Origin of the sequence: Halopseudomonas litoralis (assembly GCF_900105005.1) — a bacterium.
In the GTDB taxonomy this organism is placed as follows: domain Bacteria; phylum Pseudomonadota; class Gammaproteobacteria; order Pseudomonadales; family Pseudomonadaceae; genus Halopseudomonas; species Halopseudomonas litoralis.
In genome coordinates this window covers 85252-102739 of the sequence record NZ_LT629748.1, presented here as the reverse complement: position 1 = coordinate 102739, position 17488 = coordinate 85252, and the positions used below count along the sequence as shown (strand labels likewise).

Below are 17488 nucleotides of genomic sequence, written 5' to 3'. Positions count from 1 at the left end.
CATTTGTGGGGATGTTGGTGCAGGGAGCGTGAGCGGTATTTTCCGTGCACAAAGAGAAACACCCCGACCTGTTTCCAGATCGGGGTGTTTCGGTATAGCGCTTGACGATGACCTACTCTCACATGGGGAAACCCCACACTACCATCGGCGATGCATCGTTTCACTGCTGAGTTCGGAATGGGATCAGGTGGTTCCAATGCTCTATGGTCGTCAAGCAATTCGTTGCTGTGCGTTTGTTAGTCCACACGGCGTAAAGGGTGGGAAAAGTGATAGTCGTTGGTTAGACAAGGTTAAGGTGTTGCAATCTCATGCAGTTCCAGACTGTCGTTCAATGCGTCAAGCCATAGGCCCAAATTGTTTGGGTGTTATATGGTCAAGCCACACGGGCAATTAGTACTGGTTAGCTCAACGCCTCACAGCGCTTACACACCCAGCCTATCAACGTCGTAGTCTTCGACGGCCCTTCAGGGGGATCAAGTCCCCGGTGAGATCTCATCTTGAGGCAAGTTTCCCGCTTAGATGCTTTCAGCGGTTATCTTTTCCGAACGTAGCTACCCGGCAATGCCACTGGCGTGACAACCGGAACACCAGAGGTTCGTCCACTCCGGTCCTCTCGTACTAGGAGCAGCCCCTCTCAAATCTCAAACGTCCACGGCAGATAGGGACCGAACTGTCTCACGACGTTCTAAACCCAGCTCGCGTACCACTTTAAATGGCGAACAGCCATACCCTTGGGACCGGCTTCAGCCCCAGGATGTGATGAGCCGACATCGAGGTGCCAAACACCGCCGTCGATATGAACTCTTGGGCGGTATCAGCCTGTTATCCCCGGAGTACCTTTTATCCGTTGAGCGATGGCCCTTCCATACAGAACCACCGGATCACTAAGACCTACTTTCGTACCTGCTCGACGTGTTGGTCTCGCAGTCAAGCGCGCTTTTGCCTTTATACTCTACGCACGATTTCCGACCGTGCTGAGCGCACCTTCGTACTCCTCCGTTACTCTTTAGGAGGAGACCGCCCCAGTCAAACTACCCACCATACACTGTCCTCGATCCGGATAACGGACCAGAGTTAGAACCTCAAAGTTGCCAGGGTGGTATTTCAAGGTTGGCTCCACGCGAACTGGCGTCCACGTTTCACAGCCTCCCACCTATCCTACACAAGCAAATTCAAAGTCCAGTGCAAAGCTATAGTAAAGGTTCACGGGGTCTTTCCGTCTAGCCGCGGATACACTGCATCTTCACAGCGATTTCAATTTCACTGAGTCTCGGGTGGAGACAGCGCCGCCATCATTACGCCATTCGTGCAGGTCGGAACTTACCCGACAAGGAATTTCGCTACCTTAGGACCGTTATAGTTACGGCCGCCGTTTACCGGGGCTTCGATCAAGAGCTTCGCCGAAGCTAACCCCATCAATTAACCTTCCGGCACCGGGCAGGCGTCACACCCTATACGTCCACTTTCGTGTTTGCAGAGTGCTATGTTTTTAATAAACAGTTGCAGCGGCCTGGTATCTTCGACCAGCCAGAGCTTACGGAGCAAGTCCTTCACCCTAGCCGGCGCACCTTCTCCCGAAGTTACGGTGCCATTTTGCCTAGTTCCTTCACCCGAGTTCTCTCAAGCGCCTTGGTATTCTCTACCTGACCACCTGTGTCGGTTTGGGGTACGATTTCTGGTTACCTGAAGCTTAGAGGCTTTTCCTGGAAGCATGGCATCAACCACTTCTCCTTCTAAAAAGAAGGATCGTCATCAGTTCTCGGCCTTGAGATCCCGGATTTACCTGAGATCTCAGCCTACCACCTTAAACACGGACAACCAACGCCGTGCTGGCCTAGCCTTCTCCGTCCCCCCATCGCAGTAACCAGAAGTACGGGAATATTAACCCGTTTCCCATCGACTACACCTTTCGGTCTCGCCTTAGGGGTCGACTCACCCTGCGTCGATTAACGTTGCGCAGGAACCCTTGGTCTTCCGGCGTGGGAGTTTTTCACTCCCATTGTCGTTACTCATGTCAGCATTCGCACTTCTGATACCTCCAGCCAACTTCTCAATTGACCTTCACAGGCTTACAGAACGCTCCTCTACCGCACATCCTAAGATGCACCCGTAGCTTCGGTGTATGGTTTGAGCCCCGTTACATCTTCCGCGCAGGCCGACTCGACTAGTGAGCTATTACGCTTTCTTTAAAGGATGGCTGCTTCTAAGCCAACCTCCTAGCTGTCTAAGCCTTCCCACATCGTTTCCCACTTAACCATAACTTTGGGACCTTAGCTGACGGTCTGGGTTGTTTCCCTTTTCACGACGGACGTTAGCACCCGCCGTGTGTCTCCCGTGCTCTGCACTCACTGGTATTCGGAGTTTGCATGGGGTTGGTAAGTCGGGATGACCCCCTAGCCCAAACAGTGCTCTACCCCCAGTGGTGATACACGAGGCGCTACCTAAATAGCTTTCGAGGAGAACCAGCTATCTCCGAGCTTGATTAGCCTTTCACTCCTATCCACAAGTCATCCGCTAACTTTTCAACGGTAGTCGGTTCGGTCCTCCAGTGCCTGTTACGGCACCTTCAACCTGCCCATGGATAGATCGCCCGGTTTCGGGTCTATACCCAGCAACTAAACGCCCTATTAAGACTCGGTTTCCCTACGCCTCCCCTAGACGGTTAAGCTCGCTACTGAATATAAGTCGCTGACCCATTATACAAAAGGTACGCAGTCACCGAACAAGTCGGCTCCCACTGCTTGTACGCATACGGTTTCAGGATCTATTTCACTCCCCTCACAGGGGTTCTTTTCGCCTTTCCCTCACGGTACTGGTTCACTATCGGTCAGTCAGGAGTATTTAGCCTTGGAGGATGGTCCCCCCATGTTCAGTCAACGTTTCACGTGCGCCGACCTACTCGATTTCACGGCAAAGAGTCTTTCGTGTACGGGGCTATCACCCACTATGGCCGCCTTTCCCACAGCGTTCCACTAGACTCAATACCGCTTAAGGGCTGCTCCCCGTTCGCTCGCCACTACTTGGGGAATCTCGGTTGATTTCTTTTCCTCCGGGTACTTAGATGTTTCAGTTCCCCGGGTTCGCCTCACACACCTATGTATTCAGTGTGTGATACCCAGCTTATGCTGGGTGGGTTTCCCCATTCAGATATCTCCGGATCAAAGGTCGTTTGCCACCTCCCCGAAGCTTTTCGCAGGCTACCACGTCTTTCATCGCCTCTGACTGCCAAGGCATCCACCGTATGCGCTTATTCACTTGACCATATAACCCCAAACAATCTGCTTGCGCTGATCGCTTGCTGCCATACGTCTTGACATGATTTCACGACAATCCGGAACTTGCACTTGAGATCACAAGTTACCTTAGCCATAACGTGTGCAGTGAAACACCCGTTATGTCTTGTCTACTTCTATCACTTTTCCACATTGTTAAAGAGCGACTGATCAAAGATCAGACATCAATCATCCCATCATAAACCTGCGGGATAATTCATGTATGAACTCTTATCGAGTACCGGCGATGTTGGTCAATCTTCCAAGCCTGCATGCTGACCTGGTGGAGCCAAGCGGGATCGAACCGCTGACCTCCTGCGTGCAAGGCAGGCGCTCTCCCAGCTGAGCTATGGCCCCGTTCAGACCTGACGAATCTGACACCTCGATAATTGGTGGGTCTGGGCAGATTCGAACTGCCGACCTCACCCTTATCAGGGGTGCGCTCTAACCAACTGAGCTACAGACCCAATTATCTCGGGCTGCCACCGTTGCTGCTTGGAGTACAGGCCCAATCGCCTTTCTTTCGGAATCAAGTAATTCGTGTGAGTGCTTGAAAAACAGAGGTGATCTTTCGATTAAGGAGGTGATCCAGCCGCAGGTTCCCCTACGGCTACCTTGTTACGACTTCACCCCAGTCATGAATCACACCGTGGTAACCGTCCTCCCGAAGGTTAGACTAGCTACTTCTGGTGCAACCCACTCCCATGGTGTGACGGGCGGTGTGTACAAGGCCCGGGAACGTATTCACCGTGGCATTCTGATCCACGATTACTAGCGATTCCGACTTCATGGAGTCGAGTTGCAGACTCCAATCCGGACTACGAGAGACTTTATGGGATTAGCTCCACCTCGCGGCTTGGCAACCCTTTGTATCCCCCATTGTAGCACGTGTGTAGCCCTGGCCGTAAGGGCCATGATGACTTGACGTCATCCCCACCTTCCTCCGGTTTGTCACCGGCAGTCTCCTTAGAGTGCCCACCATAACGTGCTGGTAACTAAGGACAAGGGTTGCGCTCGTTACGGGACTTAACCCAACATCTCACGACACGAGCTGACGACAGCCATGCAGCACCTGTGTCTGAGTTCCCGAAGGCACCAATCCATCTCTGGAAAGTTCTCAGCATGTCAAGGCCAGGTAAGGTTCTTCGCGTTGCTTCGAATTAAACCACATGCTCCACCGCTTGTGCGGGCCCCCGTCAATTCATTTGAGTTTTAATCTTGCGACCGTACTCCCCAGGCGGTCAACTTAGTGCGTTAGCTGCGCCACTAAGAACTCAAGGTTCCCAACGGCTAGTTGACATCGTTTACGGCGTGGACTACCAGGGTATCTAATCCTGTTTGCTCCCCACGCTTTCGCACCTCAGTGTCAGTATCAGTCCAGGTAGTCGCCTTCGCCACTGGTGTTCCTTCCTATATCTACGCATTTCACCGCTACACAGGAAATTCCACTACCCTCTACCGTACTCTAGTTCAGCAGTTATGAAAGCAGTTCCCAGGTTGAGCCCGGGGATTTCACACCCATCTTACTGAACCACCTACGCGCGCTTTACGCCCAGTAATTCCGATTAACGCTTGCACCCTCTGTATTACCGCGGCTGCTGGCACAGAGTTAGCCGGTGCTTATTCTGTCGGTAACGTCAAAGTTGCAGCGTATTAGGCTACAACCCTTCCTCCCAACTTAAAGTGCTTTACAATCCTAAGACCTTCTTCACACACGCGGTATGGCTGGATCAGGCTTTCGCCCATTGTCCAATATTCCCCACTGCTGCCTCCCGTAGGAGTCTGGACCGTGTCTCAGTTCCAGTGTGACTGATCATCCTCTCAGACCAGTTACGGATCGTCGCCTTGGTGAGCCATTACCCCACCAACAAGCTAATCCGACCTGGGCTCATCTGATAGCGCAAGGTCCGAAGATCCCCTGCTTTCTCCCGTAGGACGTATGCGGTATTAGCGTTCGTTTCCGAACGTTATCCCCCACTACCAGGCAGATTCCCAGGCATTACTCACCCGTCCGCCGCTAAATCAGGGAGCAAGCTCCCGTCATCCGCTCGACTTGCATGTGTTAGGCCTACCGCCAGCGTTCAATCTGAGCCATGATCAAACTCTTCAGTTAAAATACTGATTGGGTTTTGAGAAAACCCTAAACTTGGCTCAGCCGTACAAAAAATTCTATAAACTCGATGAATTCACAGAGTAACTTGCTTAGGCTGATAATCTTGCGATCATCTCTCCATTGAGCAAGCACCCACACGAATTACTTGATTCCAATTTGTTAAAGAGCGATTCGGTCTGCGTTTCCGCTTAACCAAGGCCGCGCATTCTACGCTAACCTTCTGATCTGTCAAGCGTTTTTTGTGAGGCTTTTCAGCGCTGCACCGCTTGGCACATCGGCCTGGAACGCTGCTGCTGTTCCGGGCCAGGGAGGCGCATTCTACAGGAGTAAAACCCCTTGTCAACGCCTTCCTGAAATTCCTTTCTCACCCTGAAGAAGCGACCAAACCGGCCCCTTCAGTGAGCGGCGCATTCTACGCCGTTTCGCTTGCCTGTCAACCCCAAGTTATCGCTAACTTATTGATTGGCCTGGGCTTTTTTCAAAGCACCGCGGCTTGCGAGGGGCGAATTATAGACCCCTCAGCTTTTCCGTCAAGGAGTTTATTCAACTTTTTCAGACTCAGCTACCGGGTCGCTCCGGCGACGCCAGCGCCAGACCGCCTGGACCGGCCCGGAGAGACTGTAGACGATGAAGATAAACCACAGAATCCGTGAAGGGTCGGTAGAGATAACGGCGAATACCAGCACTACCAACAGGATGACGAAGAACGGCACCCGGCCGCGCACATCCAGATCCTTGAAACTGTAATAACGCACGTTACTGACCATCAACAAGCCGCCAAGCGCAGTCAGAACCCCCACCAGAACCGAAATATCGGCGCCATCAATGCCGAAATCACTCAGCGCCCAGACCATGCCTGCTACGAGACCGGCAGCCGATGGGCTGGCCAGACCGGTAAAGTAGCGCTTGTCTTCCGAGCCAACGTGAGTATTGAAGCGTGCAAGACGCAATGCCGCCCCGGCCACATAGATAAAAGCGAAGACCCAGCCGACCTTACCCATACCATCCAGCGCCCAGGTGAACGCGATCAACGCGGGCGCCACCCCGAACGCCACCATGTCGGACAATGAATCATATTCCGCACCAAATGCACTCTGAGTGTTGGTGAGGCGCGCTACTCGCCCATCCAGTCCATCCAGCACCATTGCCACGAAAATGGCAATCGCGGCATGGGAGAAATTGCCGTTCATGGCGCTGACGATGGCGTAGAAGCCTGAGAACAGGGCTGCCGTGGTGAACAGATTGGGTAACAGGTAGATACCGCGATGGCGGACCTTCTTACCGTCTGGCCCCGGCATCTCTTCGATATGCTCGTCGATTGGCAACAGCGTGTGCGGGCCATCCCCATCGAAGCTTGAATCGTGCTGCAGATCGTCTTTCATATGCTTACCTTGACACTTTGCCGGATTACACAGTGTGGCAACTTGACCTTCAAATGACCAGTCCCGACAGCCACCACAAACAAAAAACGCGGCCGAAGCCGCGTTTTCATTACCGAACTGAACTCAGTTCTTGGACTTGTCCACGATCTTGTCGATCCATGGCATCATGCCGCGCAGCTTCTCGCCAACCTGCTCGATCGGATGCGCTGCGTTGTTACGACGTGCAGCAGTCATCGACGGGTAGTTGTGAGCGCCTTCAGCGATGAACATCTTGGCATATTCACCGGACTGGATGCGCTTCAGAGCATTGCGCATGGCAGCACGGGATTCGTCGTTGATCACTTCCGGACCAGTGACATACTCACCGTACTCGGCGTTGTTGGAGATCGAGTAGTTCATGTTGGCGATACCGCCTTCGTACATGAGGTCAACGATCAGCTTCAGTTCGTGCAGACATTCGAAGTAAGCCATTTCCGGAGCGTAACCCGCCTCGGTCAGAACCTCGAAGCCAGCCTTGACCAGCTCAACCGCACCACCACACAGAACCGCCTGCTCACCGAACAGGTCGGTTTCAGTTTCGTCCTTGAAGGTGGTTTCGATGATACCGGTACGGCCGCCGCCAACACCGCTGGCGTAGGACAGAGCAACGTTCTTGGCATTGCCGGAAGCGTCCTGGAAGATCGCGATCAGGTCGGGAATACCACCGCCCTTGACGAACTCGGAGCGCACGGTGTGACCCGGCGCCTTGGGAGCAATCATGATCACGTCCAGATCCTTGCGTGGCACGACCTGGTTGTAGTGGACAGCGAAACCATGGGCGAAGGCCAGGGTAGCGCCCTGCTTCAGGTTCGGCTCGATCTCGTCACGATACAGCTGGGACTGGAACTCGTCAGGAGTCAGAATCATGACGACGTCAGCAGCCGCAACGGCAGCCGGTACGTCAGAGACTTTCAGACCATGGGCTTCGGCCTTGGCAATCGAAGAAGAACCCGGGCGCAGGCCAACGGTGACATCAACGCCGGAGTCTTTCAGGTTGCACGCATGGGCGTGGCCCTGGGAGCCGTAACCGATGATGGCAACGTTCTTGCCTTGGATGATGCTCAGGTCACAGTCTTTGTCGTAATAAACTTGCATGTAAATCCCCTTCTTTGCGGGTCCCGCCGGACCACAGACTAATATTGTTTAAATGCTCAGAACCTTCTCACCGCGCGCAATACCGGACACTCCGGTGCGCACGACTTCCAGTACTGTCGCCGGGCCAACCGCTTCGATAAAGCTGTCCAGCTTATCAGATGTACCTGCAAGCTGAACGGTATACACACTACTGGTCACATCGACAATCTGGCCGCGGAAGATATCAGTGGTCCGCTTGACCTCGGCGCGCTGCGCGCCGGTAGCCTTGATCTTGACCAACATCAGCTCACGCTCGATGTGCGCGCCTTCGGACAGATTGACCAGCTTCACCACCTCGATCAGCTTGTTGAGGTTCTTGGTGATCTGCTCGATGACATCTTCCTGACCGATGGTGGTCAGCGTCAGACGCGACAGCGTCGGGTCTTCCGTAGCCGCTACGGTCAGGGTTTCGATGTTGTAGTTACGCTGAGAGAACAACCCGACCACGCGAGACAGTGCACCGGGCTCGTTTTCCAGCAGTACGGAAATGATATGTCTCATGTCAGGTACGCTCCGTCTTGCTCAGCCACATATCACGCATCGAACCGCCCGCGATCTGCATCGGATAGACGTGTTCGGTGTTGTCCACGCGTATATCCATGAACACCAGTCGCTTGGTGTGGGAGAACGCCTCTTCCATCGCCGACTTGAGATCTTCCGGCTTCTCGACGCGCATACCGATGTGACCATAGGACTCGGCGAGCTTGATGAAATCCGGCAGCGAATCCATATAGGAATGCGAATAGCGGCTGTTGTATTGCATGTCCTGCCACTGACGCACCATACCCAACGCCTGGTTGTTCAGGGTGATGATCTTGACCGGCAGATCATATTGCAGGCAGGTCGACAGTTCCTGAATGTTCATCTGGATGCTGCCTTCGCCGGTAACACAGGCCACCGCCGCATCGGGATGATGCAGCTGCACGCCCATGGCTGCCGGCAAGCCGAAGCCCATGGTGCCCAGGCCGCCGGAATTGATCCAGCGATTGGGCTTGTTGAACGGATAGTACTGGGCAGCAAACATCTGATGCTGACCGACATCCGAGGTCACATAGGCATCGCCCTTGGTGACATCCCACAGGGTTTCGATAACCGTCTGCGGCTTGATGATGGAGCCATCACCCATATCGTAGGGGAACAGCTTGCCGTCACCACGCCATTCGGCGATCTGCTTCCACCATGCACCCAGCACATCGGCGTTCGGCCGCAGTTTGTGCTCACGCGAGATAGCCAGCATTTCGGTCAGAACGCTGTCGACCGGACCGACAATCGGAATGTCCGCCTTGATGGTTTTCGAGATGGACGCCGGGTCGATATCGATATGAATGAACTTGGCGTTCGGACAGAATTTGGTAGCGCCATTGATGACCCGGTCGTCAAAGCGTGCTCCGACACACATCACCACATCGGCATGGTGCATGGCGACGTTGGCAGCATAGCTGCCATGCATCCCGAGCATGCCGAGAAACTGTTGATCGCTGCCCGGGAAACCACCCAAACCCATCAGGGTATTGGTAACCGGAACACCCAGTTCCTTGCCCAGATCGGTCAGCTGCCTGGCAGCACCGCCCATGATCACGCCGCCGCCGGAATAGATGATCGGACGACGCGCTTCGACCAGCATCTCAAGCGCCTTGCGGATCTGCCCGGAATGACCGCGGACTGCCGGATTGTAGGAGCGCAGCTTGACCTTTTTCGGGTAGCTGTACTCGAACTTCTCGGCAGGGTTGGTCATGTCCTTGGGAATATCGATGACAACAGGGCCGGGGCGACCGGTCTGGGCCAGATAGAAGGCCTTCTTGACGATCTCCGGAATATCACGCGGGTCCTTGACGATGAAGCTGTGCTTCACGATCGGACGGGAAATACCGACCATGTCGGTTTCCTGGAACGCGTCGGTGCCGACCATGTGGCTGGCAACCTGACCGGAAATGACCACCATCGGAATGGAGTCCATATAGGCGGTGGCAATACCGGTGATGGTATTGGTCGCGCCGGGACCGGACGTCACCAGCACCACACCGGGCTGGCCGGTGGCACGCGCATAGCCGTCAGCCATGTGCGCGGCAGCCTGCTCATGACGTACCAGCACGTGCGTTACGTCATCCTGACGGAAGATCGCATCATAAACGTGCAACAGGGCACCACCCGGGTACCCATATATAAATTTAACACCCTCGTCACGCAATGAGCGGACGACCATCTCAGCGCCGGATAAAAGTTCCACTTTTGAATCACCTCTAGCATGCCGTTCACTCCAAGCGAGCGGCAGGATACCTGTTTACTGCTCGGCAGTGCATTGGCAACGGTGGTTGTCATGCAAAGCTTGACTGCGTGCAATGGAGACTCATCCCTGCAGATAGCGGGAAAGGTCTCACCCAGCGCGAGGTAGCGCGTGCGGGGCCAGGCCAGGAGAAAGCGGGTTCTCGCCTCCTGGATTGAGCAACAAAGTCTACCGTTCCGGATACCGAGTAGGCCCGAACAACAGCACACTTATGAGAACCCCGAATTGTTTACACTCAGCGCCGACAAGTCAAGTCAAGTTGAGCAAAAGCCAACCGCGTACGCATCTTTACGCTTGCCATGTACTGCCCACCCGACGATTGGCTATAGTTACCGCGCTACCAACAGGGTTGGGTGCATCAAACAAGGAAGAAGACATCATGCAGAAATCACTGATCGCCGTGCTGACACTGGGCTTGCTGAGCACCGGGGCGCTGGCGCAACAGATGTATCAATGGACTGACGAACGCGGCGTGACGCAATACGGACAGCTGCCGCCCACAGGCAGCCATTATCGACAGATCATCGTTCAGCCGCCACCGCCGCCCGGCGGCCAGTTACGCGCGCCCGCTCCCTTACCGCTGAAGCCTGACACCAGCGCCCGAGATGCAGCCGCCGAACAACGTCGGCAACTACGCGCCGAAGCCGAACAGCGCAGCGCTGCCTGCGAAAAGCTTCGCAGCAATCTCGACACCTTGCTCAACAACCCGCGCTTGCGCCGCACCACCGCAACCGGAGAAGTCGAGCGAATTGGGGAAGACGAGCGCCAGCTGATGATCAGCAAGGCACAGGAAAGTCTGCGGGAAAACTGTCAGAATCAGTCCTGATCCGCCAGCAGCGCGGCCAACCTGTCGATACGCCCCAGTATTGACCGCAGGTCATGGCCGCGGCGTCCCAGGTGAGCAAAGGATTCTTCCGCCATCGGCTGAATATTGCAGCCAGGCGGCATCCTTCTGTCCGCCTCAATGATGGCCGCCATGCGTGGAATGAACACCCATTGCAACCATTGCTCGAAATCCAGGGTATCCAGACAGAAAGGCTCCTGGCTGGACAGCGCCGCGCTCGACGGCGCCTGAGGCGACCACAGCCCTAACGCGCGCAATTCCTGTTCGAGCTCCAACAGCGCATCGGCCAACACGTGCCACCGCTGCACTACAACGCCACCTTGGCGCGCTGACGCGCCTGCGCCGCACCGTCAGCATCACCCTGCCGTTCGCGCGCATCCGCCACCAAGCCCCACAAACCGGCTTGAAGCGTAGGTCGGCCGGCGGCGTAGGACAGCCCGCGGCGCGCCAGCTGCTCGGCTTGAGCCGCATCGCCCTGATCAAGGCGAACCTGCGCCAGCCGGTAGAGCACCTGGGGTTCGCGCGGAGCAATACGCAGCGCCCGCTCCAGACTGGCAGATGCGCTGTTGAGGTCGCCGCTGCCCTCATGCTGGCGAGCCGAGGTCAATAGCGCCAGCACTGGACCATCAAGCTGCTCGTCCTGCTGCAGATTGCCACTTGAAGGAGCGCCGCTTGAGGAAGCGCCACTCGATGGCTGACTACTGACCGGCGCACTGTCCAGCGGGTAGGATTCGACTGCACTGGAGCCGCCCTGTTCGTCAGGCACCAATACCACCACGCCCTCTTCGTCCCGTTGCTGCGTTTGCGGGGGCTGCGAGGGGGGCGCAGACATTCCGGCGCCCGTCTGCATATCCTCGTTGGATACCGAACGCCCCGAATCCGTTACAGGGATGGAGCCTCCCGAGCCAGCACAACCTGCCAATACCATGATGCAGCCAGCCAGCAGGCCAATTCGTTTAATATCCATCGCCTTGCTCCTCATGTTCATTGCAGCCATCCGCGGATGACATCCATTACCCGACCAGCGCCTTCCTTCACTGGCGCGGTGTCGATCAGCGGCCTGCAGCCTGGGCCCGGCAACGGCTCGTAGCCGGCACGGAAGGGTACCTGCACCGTATCCGGGCAGCTTTGATCACTGCCTTCACCCGTCAGTCGATCAACCCAGGCGTACACAATATCACCGGGCGGCACCTCGGACAGACTGGTCGGATGCGCCTCGGCCATGAACGTGCTCCATACCTGCAGCGCACCGGTGGCCCCGGTCAGACGCGTCTGCCCATTATCATCCCGGCCCAGCCAGCTCACTGCCAGCAGATCATCGGAGAAGCCGGCGAACCAGCTGTCACGCAAATCATTGGTAGTCCCGGTCTTGCCCGCCAGCCTGATACTGGACGGTACCTGATTATAGGCCGAGCGTCCGGTTCCTTCCGCCATGACCCGAGCCAAACCTTCCTGCATGAGGAAGATGGTCGCCGAGTCGAAGCGTTGCTGAACCTTGAACGGATAGCGGCTGAGCTGTTCACCCTCTGCCGTCAGGACGTTGCGAATCGCCCGCAGCGGAGTATTGAAGCCGCCACTGGCCAGGGTCTGATACATGTCCGTGACCTGCATCGGCGTCATCGCGCCAGACCCCAGCAGCATCGCCGGGTAGGCCGGCCAGCCGTGGCGCACGCCCATCCGCTCGACGGTTTCCAGCACTTTGTCGACCCCGACATCCACCCCCAAACGCACGGTCGCCTGGTTATAGGAGCGGGCCAGCGCCTCGTGCAGCGGTACCAGGCCATGACTCTTTCGACTGTAGTTCTGCGGCGACCAGGTTTTGCCCTGCTCCGCAGGCAAGGTGATCGGTGAGTCGTCGATCAGGGTGATCAGCGAATAGGTTTGCGGCTGCTCAAGCGCGGTCAGAAAGACTGCCGGCTTGATCAGCGAACCAATTGGCCGCGCCGCATCCAGCGCCCGATTGAAACCGGAGAAGCGCGGATTGCGGCCTCCGACCAGCGCCAGAACCTCGCCGGTCTGGGCGCCTGTGACCACCATGGCCGCTTCCATTTCCTTGCCCGCACGCTCACCCAGCCGCTTGAAGGCCGTTTCGACAGCCTTCTCGGCCTTGAGCTGCAGCAGCGGGTCGAAACTGGTAAAAATCCGCAGTCCTTCGCTGGTCAGGTCCTCGTCCTGGTAGTCTTCGCGCAACTGGCGCTTGATCAGATCCATGAAGGCCGGATAGCTGGTATCGGCCATGGTCCCGCGCACGGTCACATCCAGCGGCCTGGCTATTGCCAGGCGCGCCTGCTCGTCGGTAATCACGCCCTGCTCTTCCAGCATCTGGATCACCAGATCGCGGCGCTTCTTGGCGCGTTCAGGCTGGCGACGCGGATTGAACAGCGAGGGGCCCTTGACCATACCCACCAGCAGCGCCACCTGATGCAGCTCCAGCTCATGCAGCGGCTGGGCGAAATAATACTGACTGGCCAGGCCGAAACCATGTACCGCACGCTGCCCATCCTGACCCAGGAAGACTTCATTCAGGTAGGCTTCGAGAATGGCTTCCTTGGAATAGTGCAGTTCCAGCAATACCGCCATGATCGCCTCGGTGCCCTTGCGGATCAGACTGCGGTCGCTGTTCAGATAGAAGTTCTTCACCAGTTGCTGGGTCAGCGTGCTACCGCCTTGCACTACACCGCCGGCGGCGATATTGACATAGGCCGCCCGGGCAATGCCCTTGGGCGAGATACCGAAATGCTGGAAGAATTCCCGGTCTTCGACCGCCACCAGCGCTTCCACCAGATAGGGAGGCGCCTGATCCAGGCGGATGAGAATCCGGTCTTCATTGTGCGCAGGATAGATGCCGCCAATCATCAATGGCTCGAGCCGGGCCATGACCACCTCGCCGCTGCCCGACAATCCTGTGACCTGCTGCCCCTGAAAGCGTACGCTGAGCCGCTGCGCCGGTTCGGAACCTTCAAACGATTGGAAGCCGCGGGTGTATACATCCACCCGACCGCCAGCAACGGACATCTGCCCCGGTTGATTGATTGCCGAAACCGAGCGGTATCCGAGCGCTGAGAGCTCGGTGACAAAGTCGTCGCGATTGAGTTTCTGGCCGGCATACAGCTCCAGCGGCCGGGCAAACACCTTGGCCGGTACGGCCCAACGCTTACCGGAAAACTTTTCCTGAACCACGGCATCCAGATAGATTGCCAGGCCGGCAAACAACACCAGTCCTACCAGCGCCAGCTTCCAAAGCAGACCTGACCAGCGCCTCCAGAACCCGACCTTGCGGGTGGTCCGTTTACTGCGTTTTCTACCCATAATTCCCTGATCACTCCACGTCTCGGGAAGCCGCGCCCGCACCTGCGAACGGCGGCGATGGTTGGCCTCGCTGCCACCAACCTTCATAATGCCCACATTGCCAAGCCATTACAGGAACCAACGTGAGCCAGACACTGCTGACCGCCCTGCAAGACCCGGCCTTATACGACCATCCGGTTACCGGTTTCACGCTGATGGAAACCCATATTTCCTGGGTGCTTCTCACCGGCGACTTCGTTTACAAGATCAAGAAGCCGGTGAATTTCGGCTTTCTCGATTATTCCACGCTCGAACAGCGAGCGCACTTCTGTGCTGAAGAGGTACGCCTGAACCGCCGCCTGGCGCCCGATCTTTATCTGGACGTTATCGCCATCCACGGCAGCGAAACAGCGCCCAACCTGCAGAGCGACGGTCCCGCCATCGAATACATGGTCAAGACTCGACAGTTCCGACAGCAGGACCTGCTCGGCAATATGCAGCGCGCCGGCGAACTGACCGCCGCACATATCGATTCCCTGGCTGCGACGCTCGCCGGCTTCCACCAGCAGATCGAACACGCGCCACTGGATTCGACCTGGGGCGAGCCTGAACAGGTCCATGCTCCCGTGGCCCAGAACTTCGAGCAGATCCGACCGCTGTTGAGTGATCCGGCCGATCTGACCCAGCTCGAACAGCTCGAGCAATGGGCGCATACTACCTTCCAACGACTGATTCCCCAACTGGCACAACGTAAGGCCGAAGGTCTCATTCGTGAATGCCACGGCGATATCTATCTGGACAATGTCACCCTTATTGACGGACAAGTGACCATCTTCGACTGCATAGAGTTCAATGACGCCTTCCGCTGGATCGATGTCATGAGCGACGTAGCGTTCATGGCCATGGACCTGGAAGACCGCGGCCTGTCGGATCTTTCGCAGCAGTTCGTCAATGCCTGGCTGGAACATACCGGTGACTATGCCGGCCTTGTCGTGCTGAACTATTACAAGGCACACCGGGCCATGGTACGGGCCAAGGTGGCGCTGCTGAGCCTTGCGCCGGACATCAGCGAACAGCGACGCGCCGAGATCATGGCTCGTTATCGGGGCTATACCGCACTGGCGGATGGTTACACCGGGATTCCACGCCGCTACGGCCTGCTTACCCATGGTGTGTCCGGCTCCGGGAAAAGCACCTTGAGCCAGCAGTTGGTCAACCGCCTTGGGGTCATCCGCATACGCTCCGACGTCGAGCGCAAGCGCCTGTTCGGCAGTGGCCGTCCGGCCGCCGGCCTGTATTCCGCCGACCTGAGTCAGCAGACCTACAACCGCCTGGCCCAGCTCACCGCCCAGATCCTCGCTGCCGGCTACCCCGTCGTGGTCGATGCCACTCACCTGCAACAGGCCCAGCGCCAGCAAGTCCGTCAGGCCATTGAAGAACAGGGGGCACCCTGCCTGATCCTGCATTGCCGGGCCTCCCTGGATACCATCGAGATCTGGCTGAATGAACGTCAGCGCAAGGGCGGCGACCCCTCCGACGCCGATATTCATGTTGTTCGCCACCAGCTGGAACAGCTGGAGCCGCTGGACGAGGATGAACAGCAGATCACCTTGATCGTGGATACCGATCAGCGTGACAGTATCGATCAGCTCACGAAACAACTCAGCGCTCGGGTATGAACAATCCCGCCAGCTGTACGGATCAGCTGGTGGCCACTACACTGGTTTTCGGGAACCAATAAAAAGAAGCCCGAAGCCATGCCAGAAATCAGATTAAAGCCGACTGTCTCAGCCGGCGCTCGCCCTGCATCTCGCATCATGCCAGCCGCTCGCCCATTCCTGCGAGGTGGCCATGACTGACAACGAACTCCTCACCCTGCGCAATCTCGGCAAGACCTCGGTGCAATGGTTGCGCGCCAGCGGTATACACAGCGCCGAAGAACTCCGCCGGCGCGGCCCGGTCGCCGCTTATTGTGCGGTCCGCTCACGCGGCTTCGGGGCATCCCGAACCTTGCTGTTCGCCATCGCCGGCGCCCTTCAGGACGTGCACTGGAATCAACTCGACCCAAGCTACAAGCAACAACTGTTGCAGCAGCTGGAGGAGCGGCAGGAGTTATAGCTTCTATTGCCGGTTTTGCCGACGCCAGCACGCTTTTCCATTAGCGGAAACCGAAGGAATTGCAGTATGGTAACGGCAGTTCAGGATCCGGATAAAAAGGAATTAATCATGTATCTCATCGGCGACCAACCGGCCTACGCGGAAAAGCTGATCAACACCCTGCAGCGCATTCCTGCACAGCTCCTCGAGGGACTTGAACCTTGCGCCGAGCCGATCAGACTGGAATCGGTAGAGGACCTGTACAGCATGGTGGGCAACAGGAATCTGTACCTGCTGAAAAGCGGGCTGTTGCACGCGTGGATCGATGGCAAGCCGTTGTTCTATGTGCAGGAGGGCGATCTCATTGGGCTGCGTCAGGGCCTCAACACCGCTCCCTGCGTCTATATGAGCGACGAACCTCTGGTGCTGATGCCTTTTGATCGTGAAGCTCTGTTTCGTCATATCCACGCCAGCAATACGCGCCAGGAATTATTCACTCAATACATCCTCGGCCAAGCCGCATTGATGTCCGATGCGCTGGCTCGCAGCAAACCACTGGATATGCGCCCGGTTACCGGCTTTCAGCATTTTGCACCCGGCGCGGAACTGATCCGTGAGGGTGATGACGCCGGTCATGTTTTCATCATCACCGAAGGACATGCAGAAGCCTTTGTCGGCGGCATCAAGGTCGGCGATGTACAGAAGGACGAGATCTTCGGCGCCATGGCTCTGTTCACTCGAGAGAAACGATCAGCCACCGTCATTGCCAGTGCACCAACCACAGTCATGATGATTCCCAAGGAGCAGTTTCTGGCACTGATGCAGAGTAATCCGCGCATCGCCCACAGTCTGATTGAAAGCATGGCACGGCGGATAGACTTGATGAACAAGGAATTGACGCATTACAAACAACTGACAGTAAATTAATTCTGCTATCTTGCTTGACATGCGAATGATAACGGTTATTATTAACAACAAGTCGCCGCAAGGTGGCTTGGATAACAGAATGTCGCGAGACAGACGGTTATCTCCTCA

11 protein-coding genes, 2 tRNA genes and 3 rRNA genes are annotated in these 17488 nt (G+C 56.5%); 4 read left to right on the top strand and 12 right to left on the bottom strand.

Annotation, left to right across the window (positions count from 1 at the left end; genetic code table 11):
• Positions 1-99: 99 nt before the first annotated feature.
• The 9 genes from rrf to BLU11_RS00445 all read right to left on the bottom strand — a co-directional run bounded on the left by rrf (position 100) and on the right by BLU11_RS00445 (position 10167).
• Positions 100-215: ribosomal RNA gene (gene rrf / locus BLU11_RS00485) — 5S ribosomal RNA — on the bottom strand.
• 154 nt (positions 216-369) lie between these two features.
• A 23S ribosomal RNA gene (locus BLU11_RS00480) occupies positions 370-3261 on the bottom strand.
• A gap of 292 nt (positions 3262-3553) precedes the next feature.
• A tRNA-Ala gene (locus BLU11_RS00475) sits at positions 3554-3629 on the bottom strand.
• A gap of 33 nt (positions 3630-3662) precedes the next feature.
• A tRNA-Ile gene (locus BLU11_RS00470) sits at positions 3663-3739 on the bottom strand.
• Positions 3740-3848: 109 nt separating this feature from the next.
• Positions 3849-5385 (bottom strand): 16S ribosomal RNA (locus BLU11_RS00465).
• The 16S, 23S and 5S rRNA genes sit together here with 2 tRNA genes alongside, the layout of an rRNA operon.
• Positions 5386-5924: 539 nt before the next feature.
• Positions 5925-6767, bottom strand: coding sequence for a CDP-diacylglycerol--serine O-phosphatidyltransferase (gene pssA / locus BLU11_RS00460; RefSeq protein ID WP_090271535.1), 843 nt, complete (start codon positions 6765-6767; stop codon positions 5925-5927).
• A 123-nt stretch (positions 6768-6890) separates the two neighbouring features.
• On the bottom strand, positions 6891-7901 hold the full coding sequence (gene ilvC, locus BLU11_RS00455; protein ID WP_090271534.1) for a ketol-acid reductoisomerase: 1011 nt from the start codon (positions 7899-7901) through the stop codon (positions 6891-6893).
• 48 nt (positions 7902-7949) lie between these two features.
• A complete protein-coding gene (ilvN, locus tag BLU11_RS00450) occupies positions 7950-8441 on the bottom strand; it encodes an acetolactate synthase small subunit (RefSeq protein WP_044501313.1) in 492 nt (163 codons plus the stop codon).
• A gap of 1 nt (position 8442) precedes the next feature.
• Positions 8443-10167, bottom strand: coding sequence for an acetolactate synthase 3 large subunit (locus BLU11_RS00445; protein WP_090271533.1), 1725 nt, complete (start codon positions 10165-10167; stop codon positions 8443-8445).
• Positions 10168-10603: 436 nt separating this feature from the next.
• On the opposite strand from BLU11_RS00445, the gene BLU11_RS00440 reads away from it, so the two are divergent.
• Entirely contained in the window at positions 10604-11050 is a 447-nt protein-coding gene (locus BLU11_RS00440) for a DUF4124 domain-containing protein (RefSeq protein ID WP_157718475.1), read from the top strand.
• Here the strand turns inward: BLU11_RS00440 and BLU11_RS00435 are convergent.
• The 3 genes from BLU11_RS00435 to mrcB are packed head-to-tail and all read right to left on the bottom strand — an operon-like array spanning position 11041 to position 14377.
• Positions 11041-11376, bottom strand: a complete 336-nt coding sequence (locus tag BLU11_RS00435; RefSeq protein ID WP_090271531.1) for a YqcC family protein — start codon at positions 11374-11376, stop codon at positions 11041-11043. The genes BLU11_RS00440 and BLU11_RS00435 overlap by 10 nt on opposite strands.
• A complete protein-coding gene (locus tag BLU11_RS00430; protein ID WP_090276102.1) occupies positions 11376-11996 on the bottom strand; it encodes a tetratricopeptide repeat protein in 621 nt (206 codons plus the stop codon). Before BLU11_RS00430 ends, BLU11_RS00435 begins: the two co-directional genes overlap by 1 nt.
• Positions 11997-12052: 56 nt before the next feature.
• Positions 12053-14377 carry a penicillin-binding protein 1B gene (gene mrcB / locus BLU11_RS00425; RefSeq protein ID WP_090276100.1) on the bottom strand — a complete coding sequence of 775 codons (2325 nt, stop codon included), beginning with the start codon at positions 14375-14377 and terminating at the stop codon, positions 12053-12055.
• Positions 14378-14499: 122 nt separating this feature from the next.
• On the opposite strand from mrcB, the gene BLU11_RS00420 reads away from it, so the two are divergent.
• The 3 genes from BLU11_RS00420 (at position 14500) to BLU11_RS00410 (ending at position 17380) form a co-directional block, all read left to right on the top strand.
• Positions 14500-16035: a bifunctional aminoglycoside phosphotransferase/ATP-binding protein gene (locus tag BLU11_RS00420; RefSeq protein WP_090271530.1), complete on the top strand. Its 1536-nt coding sequence runs from the start codon at positions 14500-14502 to the stop codon at positions 16033-16035.
• Between the two features lie 172 nt (positions 16036-16207).
• Positions 16208-16474 carry a TfoX/Sxy family protein gene (locus tag BLU11_RS00415; RefSeq protein ID WP_090271529.1) on the top strand — a complete coding sequence of 89 codons (267 nt, stop codon included), beginning with the start codon at positions 16208-16210 and terminating at the stop codon, positions 16472-16474.
• Positions 16475-16582: 108 nt separating this feature from the next.
• Positions 16583-17380: a Crp/Fnr family transcriptional regulator gene (locus BLU11_RS00410; protein WP_090276098.1), complete on the top strand. Its 798-nt coding sequence runs from the start codon at positions 16583-16585 to the stop codon at positions 17378-17380.
• Positions 17381-17488: the final 108 nt, after the last annotated feature.